Origin of the sequence: Collinsella aerofaciens, assembly GCF_039062315.1 — a bacterium.
Classification (GTDB): domain Bacteria; phylum Actinomycetota; class Coriobacteriia; order Coriobacteriales; family Coriobacteriaceae; genus Collinsella; species Collinsella aerofaciens_BG.
Map to the genome: position 1 here is coordinate 157,055 of NZ_JBCJBG010000004.1, position 8,644 is coordinate 165,698.

Sequence of the window (8,644 nt, forward strand, 5' to 3'; positions counted from 1 at the left end):
TTTGACTGGTATGATTGGTGTGACCATTCGAACCAGCTAAAAGAGCCCCGTCCCAATTTGACTATCGAGAGGATCTGCCATGGAGCGCATCGCGAGCTTTTCCGTTGACCATCTGCTGCTTGAGCCCGGCGTGTACGTGAGCCGCATCGACCGCGATCCGGCGACCGGCGCCGCCGTTACCACCTTTGACCTGCGCCTGACCACGCCCAATAAGGAGCCGGTCATGAACACGGCCGAGTGCCACACCATCGAGCACCTGGGCGCGACGTTCCTTCGCAATCATGCCGAGTGGTCGAGCCGCATTGTCTACTTTGGCCCCATGGGCTGCCGCACGGGCTTTTACCTGGTTGTCTTTGGCGAGCTGACGAGCGAGAAGGTCTTGCCGCTCGTCCGCGAGCTGTTTGAGTTTGTCGCCGGCTTCGAGGGCGATGTCCCCGGTGCCGCTCCCGAGGAATGCGGTAACTACCTGGACCAGAACCTCCCCATGGCCAACTGGCTTGCGCGCCGCTACCTCGACCGCGACCTGGCCGATATCGACGAGAAGCATCTGCACTATCAGCAGGCGTAAGGGCTTTGTCGTCCAAAACGCGCGCATTGGGCGCCTTCGCTTATGCGGGGGCGCCTTTTTGTTGATTGGTCGGGGTGAGCGTTCAAAATCGCTCATGTTTGTTCTAGAATGTTCGTATAGTCACATTTACGAACAGGAGTGAACATGCATATCTACTCTGTCAACGATCCCGAGTTCAAATCCTATGGCAACGTTTGGGATGACGTTCCGTCTGAGCTCACGTCGCCCGTGCTCGAGGCGCTCTCTGCCACGCCCATCCCCGAGGGCAGCAAGTACGTTGCAAGTGCGCCGGAGCTCGAGGGCGTCAAGGATGCCGATAAACTGGGCTTTCTCATGTTTGGTGGCCGTCCCTTCCAGCTCGGCTGGTGCAACGGCCACAACACGCGTCTCAACTGCCTGGAGTACCACCGCGCGAGTGAGTTCAACCTGGGCGCGCGCGACTTTATCCTGCTCGTGGCGCATCGCTGGGAGATCGAGGACGGCAAGCTCGATACCGCGTGCGTCAAGGCGTTCTGCGTGCCGGCGGGCAAGGTTGTCGAGGTCTTCAACACCACGCTCCACTACACGCCGTGCATGGTCGACGACGGTGGCTTCCAGGTGATGGTGGCGCTTCCCGCCGGCACCAACGGCCCGCGCCCCGAGGCCGCAACCGACATGCCTACCGCCGGTGACAGCTACTGCTACTGGAAGGCCGACAAGTGGGTTCTCTGCCATGCTGACAGCCCCAAGGCTGCCGAGGGCGGCTACGTAGGCCTCATCGGCAAAAACCTCGATATCGCCTGCGACTAGAATCTTCTGTCTCGATCTGTAACATCTAGCGGGCTAAATCGTCTCTACCTGTTACAGATTTAGACAAACTGCAGGGGACAGACCGAACAATCTCGATCTGTAACACCAGGCTCGGTTTCGACGGCCTACCTGTTACAGATCGAGCCAAACCGGGCCCAAGCCGCCACAAAGGTGCCTGTCCCCTTTGTGGTGGCTGCCTAGAGTTGGCTGCGCAGATAGTCAGCCATATATGGAACGGCGAAACGCACGTAACCGCGGCGCGCCTGTTCGATTACGCCGGCGTCGATGAGGCGCCGGCGATACTTTTGCGCATAGTCGGGTGTGACTGACATACGTTTCGCTACATCGGAAATGCGCGAAACGGCGTCTTCGTCATCAGTCATTGCGTCGAGAAACGCGACGTCTTGGTCCGATAGCGCGGCGAGCGTCGTTTCACAAACATCGTTTTCGAAATCGGCTTTTGACGCTTCGATAGCTCCGTCGACTTGCTCTGGCGTTACGTGTTCTCCTGTCTTGCAGCGATTGCCGATGTTATAGCCGATGAGCTGCAGCATATAGGGCGAGCCTTGGGTTGCGCGAGCGGCACGGAGGCGAAGATCGCCTGGAATATCAAGGTCGAGCTCTTCGAAAGCCCGCTGATAATAGGCATCGACATCTCCGACTGAAAGCGGTTCGAGCGTGACCTTGCGAGCGCGGTTGAGAAATGTCAGCACGCGGTCATTGAGCGTTGCACAGACGGCTCCCGGGAGACCTGCCATAACAAGCGCGACGTTGAGTCCCTCACCGACCAGCTCTTGATAGGCGGTGACGAGCTGTCTAATCTCAGGTGAATTAGCTTGGAGCTCATCGATAAGGATGAGGATGCCGTGCCCCTGCTCGGTCAGCTTGCGCGCCAGCTGCGTGAGTTTGAACTGGAAACTCTTGGTCTCCTGCACATCGCGTGTGAACTCGAGACCGGCTGAGAAGCCGAAGACGCTCAAGCTACCGCCAGAAAGTTTGGGGAGATGACGCTTGCTGACATAAGGCTCGCCTGCTTCTTGGATTTTTTCAACAATGCGCTCAAGCATATCTTCGGAGGCTACGGTGGGTGTGGCGACAACAAAACCGAGCTTGCGTGCGCGGTCGGCAAGTTCCCACAGAAGAACCGTCTTGCCGCTGCCTCGCTGGCCGAGCATGAGCATGGCTCGGTCTCGATTGCCCGGCTCCTGCTCAAGACCGGAGATGAATGTCGAAATCACGTTCCCGCGACCCACCAGATAGGACGGGCGATTTCCAAATGAGGGGGAGAAGATGGTTTCAGTCATAAGTCTCCTTTCCTTTTTTTCCTATTTTTTCCTTTCTTTCCTATTCAGTCAAATGAATTGCTGAGCGAAGGCGGTTACGTAGGCCTCGTCGGCAAAACCTCGACATCACCTGCGACTAGAATCTTCTGTCTCGATCTGTAACATCTAGCGGGCTAAATCGTCTCTACCTGTTACAGATCGAGACAAACCGGGCCCAAGCCGCCACAAAGGTGCCTGTCCCCTTTGTGGTGGTTTGGGGCGGCGGTATCAGAAAGTGTCAGACGGGGGCGGCTGCCGGGCCGCCGTGTGCGAAAAGAAGTGTCGGCCTGCGTCGCTGTCGTTGGGCGAGGCCCTATTTGCGGGGATACTGAAACCACGACAAGCAGCGTATGAAAGGATCGATGCATGGCTTTTCGTAAAGACTTTCTGTGGGGCGGCGCGACGGCTGCCAACCAGTGCGAGGGCGCCTATAACGTGGACGGCCGCGGCCTTGCCAACGTGGACGTGGCTCCGCACGGCCCCGAGCGCTATGCGGTGGTCTCCGGCCAGCGTAAAATGCTCGACTTCGAGGACGGCTATTACTATCCCGCGCAGACCGGCATCGATTTCTATCACCACTACAAAGAGGACATTGCTCTCTTTGCCGAGATGGGCTTTAAGACCTTCCGTATGAGCCTGGCTTGGACCCGCATCTTCCCCAACGGCGACGAGACCGAGCCCAATGAGGCTGGCCTGGCCTTCTACGAGGATGTATTCCGCGAGTGTCAAAAGCACGGCATCGAGCCGCTCGTGACCATCGCGCACTTCGACTGTCCGATTCACCTCATCAAGGAGTACGGCGGCTGGCGCAACCGTAAGCTCATCGACTTCTACAAGAACCTCGCGACCACAATCTTTACCCGCTACAAGGGTCTGGTGAAGTACTGGCTTACCTTTAACGAGATCAATATGATCTTGCACCTGCCGTTTATGGGTGCCGGTCTGGTCTTTGAGGAGGGCGAGAACAAGGAGGCTGTCGAGTACCTGGCCGCCCACAACGAGCTCGTTGCCAGCGCTTGGGCAACCAAGATTGCCCACGAGATCGACCCCGAGGTCAAGATTGGCTGCATGCTCGCCGCAGGTAGCTACTACCCCTACAGCTGTCGTCCGGGCGATGTGCGCCAGGCGCAGCTCGACAATCAGGACAATTACTTCTTCGTCGACGTTCAGAGCCGTGGCTACTACCCGGCCTATGCCGTCAAGAAGCTCGAGCGTCTGGGTATCGATGTGGGCATGACGGACGAGGACCGCGAGATCCTGGCCGCCAACACCGTCGACTTCATCAGCTTTAGCTATTACAGCACCCGTTGCTCCGCCGGTGCCGATAACCCCGATGTCGAGCGCACCCAGGGCAACGCCTTCGCCGGCGCCAAGAACCCCTACCTGCAGGAGAGCCAGTGGGGCTGGGCCATCGATCCACTGGGCTTCCGCATTACGCTCAACGACCTGTACGACCGTTATCAGAAGCCGCTGTTTGTGGTTGAGAACGGCCTGGGCGCCAAGGATGTTGTCGAGGAGGATGGTTCCATCAACGACGACTACCGTATCGACTACCTGCGCCAGCATATCGCCGCGATGCGCGATGCGGTGACCGAGGACGGCGTTGACCTGCTGGGCTACACCACCTGGGGCCCGATTGACCTGGTGTCTGCCGGCACGGGCGAGATGTCCAAGCGCTACGGCTTTATCTATGTGGACCGCGATGATGCGGGCAACGGCACCCTCAAGCGCTCCAAAAAGAAGAGCTTCGACTGGTACAAGAAGGTTATCGCCACCAACGGCGAAGATTTGGCCTAGGCTTTCCCGATAACCGTAGCCTCCTAACCAAGGCGCCCGGCGAGTATGTGCTCGCCGGGCGCCTTGCCGTCTGCGAATTTTGGGACATGCGGCCCGCTTTTTCGACCCATCTGTCGGTACACTAAAAGCACTATGGGTACCCGCGAGCGACATATCGGCCACGCGGCCGCCCGATCCGCTCCCGTGGCGGATCCCAGGGGCGGCAGGCTCTTCGCCATGCCGCGATTCCTTGTTGGCATAACACATCAGGTGTACCGCCACCGCGTCTTTGCTATCGCCGGTGTCATCACCGCGATGTTCCTCATGCTTTTGGCAGTCTTGCCGGCACTGTTCGCCTTCGACCCCAAACTTTCTAACGCCGTGCCAGCCTATGGCGAGGTGTCCGAAGAGGTCGTGGATGCGCTTGTCCATTCGAGCTCTCTCCCGCTGCTTGTCGCCGCAATTATATTTTCGATCTGGGGCGTATCGGTCTATCTGCGCTGTTTGGACTATGTGCTGCGCCGCCGCCTTGTTGCCGTCGCCACCATCTGCGCCCTGTGGATGATCGAAGTCATTCTCAAGTACAAGTCGTTCACGCCGTTCTATGCCACCGTGCTGTGGTACCTGTACTACGTGCCCATGACGCTCATTCCGCTGCTCTACCAGTTGTGTGGTCTGCGCCTTGTGGGCCTGGAGCAACACCGCCTGGGTCGCCGCTACTGCGCTGCGCTGTGGATTATGGCTATCCTGCTTATCGGATTTGTGCTCACCAACGATTTTCACCAGCAGGTCTTCCACTTTGACCGTACAAGCGACACCTGGAGCAACGATTACACGTACGGCTGGGGTTATTTCGCCGTCCTCGTGTGGACGGCCTTTAACTTTGTGGCCTTTTTTATCCTGGTGGGCCGGTCCTCGTCCTTTCGCATCCAACGTTTCTCGGGCACGGCGGCGCTCGTGCTGCTGGGCGGCGCGTTCTTTGCCATCTCATATGCGTTGCGCGTGCCCTGGGCATGGAGGCTCAACTTCTCGCTCGTCTATTGCGTCTTGTGCGTGGTGGCGATGGAAATCTGTCTCGATTGCGGTGTCGTTCCGTCATATCACGATATCGCCGGCATTTTCGACACCTTGCCGCTTGACCTCAAAGTTCTAACGCGCGACCTGCAGGAAGTCTATGCCACGCCAGTGTCAAAGCCAATGCCGGTAGGCGTGCGCGAGGAGTTGCGGACCCAGGCGCACAGCCGCGCCCATGCCTTTGCCGTGGCGTCCGATCCCGATGTGATGTACCGTGCCTTTCCACTGCTGGGCGGATCGGCCCTGCTTGCCCAAGACGTGTCGGATCTCAACGAGCTTAACCGTGAACTGGCACATCGTCGTATGGAGCTGCAGCGTCAAAATGAGCTGCTCGCCGCCGACTACGACCTTAAGACGCACCTGGCAGACCAAGAGGCCGAGACCTTGCTGGTCCAAGACGTGGACCAGGCGCTTGCCCGCGCGCTCGAAGGGATGTACGACCTGCTGAGCTCGCTGCCGCCGTTGACCGATGAATCGTCTTCGCACGAGCGTTACCGCATGCTGCAGCGCGCCAAGATGCTCGTCGCCTATTGCAAGCGCAAGGGGTCGCTCACGTTGGCACAGCACGGGGAGAGCGGTTTTGATCGCGACCGCATTCAGCTCATTGCCAACGAGCTCGCAAGCGACCTGCGCACCATCGATATCGATTGCGCCTCGATTATCGCCATACGGCGCCCGCTGCACGCCAGTACGGTAAGCGCCCTGTACGACTGCGTGTATGACTTTGCGTTTTTTTGCCTACACCACCGACCATCCGGCGCTTATGTATCACTTGGGCGACCATGACCGATGCAGTGTCGAGCTGCGCGCCACGCTTTTTTCCAACGATGATGCAGATCTTTCGCAGACGCCCGCCGCGCAAGAGCTCGAAAGCGCTCTGCAAGGGCGCAACGTGGCATACCGCCTTGAGGGCGAGCCCGGCCAGCTGCGCATGATCGTCTTGATGCCGCGGGCGGGTGAGTGACGATGCAGATTTCGCTCATCCTTCCCCAAATCGTTGCGCTCGATGTTGTCTTTGCCCTGGCTGCGTGTCTGCAGACGATTCACGTCCCGCTCATCGCATCGCGCCGCTCGTCCTATAACCGTAAGGTGATTTGTGCCTACGAGGCGAGCCTTGTGCTTCACCTAGTTATTTCGGCGCTCATCTTGTTCGCGTCGTCTGGCTCATATCTGGTGGCGCCGCTTGACGTTTGCGCCAGGGCAATGGGCGGAGCGTTGTGGCTCAATGCCGTGATCTTTGCCTACGGCATGGTGCTTATGGTGCGCTATCGTCGCCCCGTCATGCTGGCCGAACTGTTGCTCGTTGCCGCCGTGACACCGCCGGTGGTGCTTGCCATGGGCTCGGCGTGGACCACGGTCCTTATCGCAGAGGGAGCGTTTTTCCTGTTCCGCTCCATTGCGGCGCTCTTGATGGATGTCCGCAACCGCCAGGAGGATATCACCGCGTTCTCGACGATCGAAACCATCAACGTGATTCCCGTGGGCATCCTGTATCTGGACCCGAGGGGCCGTCCGCTGCTCATGAACCGCTGCATGCGAAAAAACCTGGTGGAGCTTCATATGCCCACCGACCTAGGCGATATGAGCGGTACATGGAACGACTTGCGCAAACTCAGCATGCAAATGCCCGAAAGCAGCAGGAACCGTGTGCGGATTAATCTGGACCGCTTTGGTGAGGCGCGGGCGGTGGTCGAGGTTTCTCCCGCCGAGATTCGCTTGTTTGTGCACGATGACGTTATGGTTTCGGGCCGCCTCTTTGAGCGCATTATCGGCCTGGATGTAACAGAGTATGCGCATGCCCATGATCGCCTAGCGCAAGCCAACCACCTGCTTGAGCTTGCGGGCCAAGAGCTCCAAGCCCAGATCGAAGAAGTCAAAAAAGTTGCTGACAATGCGGCCTATCTGCGTATGCGCGCTCGCGTGCACGACGTGATCGGGCAGCGCCTGTCCATTCTCCATCGTTATCTGGAGGAAGGGCGCCTGGATGACGAGTCACTCGAGCAGATCGACCCGCTGCTGCGCTCAATCGCTGCCGATCTGCGCAGCGGGGGCGACACCGAACCGGCAGAGCAATTGGGCGATATCGTCCATGCCTTTGGCCTGGTGAGCGTGCAGATCGATGTGGAGGGCGAGCTGCCAAACGACGCGCGTGTCGCCGCAGCATTTTTGCAGATTATCCGCGAAGCCTCGACCAATGCCACCAAGCATGCACAGGCCCATCAGGTCCATGTGCGCCTGTGGCAGGAGGGGACAGAAGACGGCGCTGTCGCGCGGATGGTCGTTTCTAACGACGGCGCGCCTGCACCCGTATCGTATCGCGAGGGAACGGGTATCCCAGGTATGAGGCATGTCGCACAGAATCTGGGCGGCAGCCTGGAAGTCCACACCGCCCCGCCCTTCACGCTTACGGTGTCCATCCCGCTCGCCTCCAACGCCACGGTCCAAAGGAGAAGTTCATGATCTGCGTCCTTATAGTCGAAGACCAGGCCATCCTGCGCGAGAGCCTGGCGCGCTCCGTTGGCGACCAGCCCGATATGACCGTTGTTTCCGCCATTGCCGATGCTTCCGAGGCCTTGGGTGTCGCGCTCAAGGAGCGCCCGGACATGATACTGATGGACGTGTGCACCGAGCACGATTCCAACGGCATCGTGGCGGCGGCGCGCATCAAAGAACAACTGCCCGAGTGCCGCGTCATTATCATGACGGGTATGCCCGAAATCACCTTTGTGGACCAGGCGCGCGAGGCGGGCGTCGACAGCTTTGTGTACAAGAACGTCGGTATCGACGAGCTATTCGCCGTGATGCGCTCCACGCTGGCGGGTTACTGCACGTTTCCCAAGCCGCCCGAGAGCATCTTCTCGGGCACGGCGGCCCTCGACGATGTCGAGCTGTCGATCTTGCGCCTTGCCTGCGAGGGTAAGAGCCGCCGCGAGATCGCGGCCGAGCTGTTTATGAGCGAGGGCACCATCAAACGCCGCATCTCGGAGATTCTCAATAAGACCGGCTACGACAACATCATGCGCTTGGCCGTGCGCGCAGTAACGGAGGGCAGCATCGTTCCCAACATGGAGCGCTAGCGCTCGTTACGCATCGGCATAAAGCGGCGGGGGGGGCG

8 protein-coding genes are annotated in these 8,644 nt (G+C 59.2%); 7 read left to right on the forward strand and 1 reads right to left on the reverse strand.

The genetic code is table 11. The annotated features are described in order from the left end of the window. The first annotated feature begins 79 nt into the window (after window positions 1-79). Both ABCP74_RS03550 and ABCP74_RS03555 read left to right on the forward strand, forming a co-directional pair. The gene (locus ABCP74_RS03550) at window positions 80-568 is read left to right on the forward strand and encodes an S-ribosylhomocysteine lyase (RefSeq protein ID WP_117848352.1); all 489 of its coding nucleotides are present in this window, start codon (window positions 80-82) and stop codon (window positions 566-568) included. A 144-nt stretch (window positions 569-712) separates the two neighbouring features. Beyond that, window positions 713-1,357: a DUF4867 family protein gene (locus ABCP74_RS03555; protein WP_117848351.1), complete on the forward strand. Its 645-nt coding sequence runs from the start codon at window positions 713-715 to the stop codon at window positions 1,355-1,357. Window positions 1,358-1,554: 197 nt separating this feature from the next. Here the strand turns inward: ABCP74_RS03555 and ABCP74_RS03560 are convergent, their stop codons facing one another. Continuing rightward, window positions 1,555-2,661 (reverse strand): ATP-binding protein, encoded by a 1,107-nt coding sequence (locus ABCP74_RS03560; protein ID WP_117848350.1) that lies wholly within the window; start codon window positions 2,659-2,661, stop codon window positions 1,555-1,557. A gap of 384 nt (window positions 2,662-3,045) precedes the next feature. On the opposite strand from ABCP74_RS03560, the gene ABCP74_RS03565 reads away from it, so the two are divergent. The 5 genes from ABCP74_RS03565 to ABCP74_RS03585 all read left to right on the forward strand — a co-directional run bounded on the left by ABCP74_RS03565 (window position 3,046) and on the right by ABCP74_RS03585 (window position 8,606). Next, window positions 3,046-4,476, forward strand: a complete 1,431-nt coding sequence (locus tag ABCP74_RS03565) for a 6-phospho-beta-glucosidase (RefSeq protein WP_117848349.1) — start codon at window positions 3,046-3,048, stop codon at window positions 4,474-4,476. Window positions 4,477-4,692: 216 nt separating this feature from the next. Next, on the forward strand, window positions 4,693-6,315 hold the full coding sequence (locus ABCP74_RS03570; protein WP_343000708.1) for a histidine kinase N-terminal 7TM domain-containing protein: 1,623 nt from the start codon (window positions 4,693-4,695) through the stop codon (window positions 6,313-6,315). Beyond that, window positions 6,248-6,493, forward strand: coding sequence for a hypothetical protein (locus tag ABCP74_RS03575; RefSeq protein ID WP_343000707.1), 246 nt, complete (start codon window positions 6,248-6,250; stop codon window positions 6,491-6,493). The genes ABCP74_RS03570 and ABCP74_RS03575 overlap by 68 nt, the downstream gene beginning before the upstream one ends. Window positions 6,494-6,495: 2 nt before the next feature. Further along, window positions 6,496-7,989 (forward strand): sensor histidine kinase, encoded by a 1,494-nt coding sequence (locus ABCP74_RS03580; protein WP_343000706.1) that lies wholly within the window; start codon window positions 6,496-6,498, stop codon window positions 7,987-7,989. Further along, on the forward strand, window positions 7,986-8,606 hold the full coding sequence (locus tag ABCP74_RS03585; protein ID WP_343000705.1) for a response regulator: 621 nt from the start codon (window positions 7,986-7,988) through the stop codon (window positions 8,604-8,606). The genes ABCP74_RS03580 and ABCP74_RS03585 overlap by 4 nt, the downstream gene beginning before the upstream one ends. Window positions 8,607-8,644: the final 38 nt, after the last annotated feature.

Bases quoted from the DNA above. Each gene is read 5' to 3' on its own strand.
- ABCP74_RS03575 (WP_343000707.1), top strand. From the start codon at position 6,248: ATGACTTTGCGTTTTTTTGCCTACACCACCGACCATCCGGCGCTTATG.
- ABCP74_RS03570 (WP_343000708.1), top strand. From the start codon at position 4,693: ATGCCGCGATTCCTTGTTGGCATAACACATCAGGTGTACCGCCACCGC.
- ABCP74_RS03555 (WP_117848351.1), top strand. From the start codon at position 713: ATGCATATCTACTCTGTCAACGATCCCGAGTTCAAATCCTATGGCAAC.
- ABCP74_RS03560 (WP_117848350.1), bottom strand. From the start codon at position 2,661: ATGACTGAAACCATCTTCTCCCCCTCATTTGGAAATCGCCCGTCCTAT.
- ABCP74_RS03585 (WP_343000705.1), top strand. From the start codon at position 7,986: ATGATCTGCGTCCTTATAGTCGAAGACCAGGCCATCCTGCGCGAGAGC.
- ABCP74_RS03550 (WP_117848352.1), top strand. From the start codon at position 80: ATGGAGCGCATCGCGAGCTTTTCCGTTGACCATCTGCTGCTTGAGCCC.
- ABCP74_RS03565 (WP_117848349.1), top strand. From the start codon at position 3,046: ATGGCTTTTCGTAAAGACTTTCTGTGGGGCGGCGCGACGGCTGCCAAC.
- ABCP74_RS03580 (WP_343000706.1), top strand. From the start codon at position 6,496: ATGCAGATTTCGCTCATCCTTCCCCAAATCGTTGCGCTCGATGTTGTC.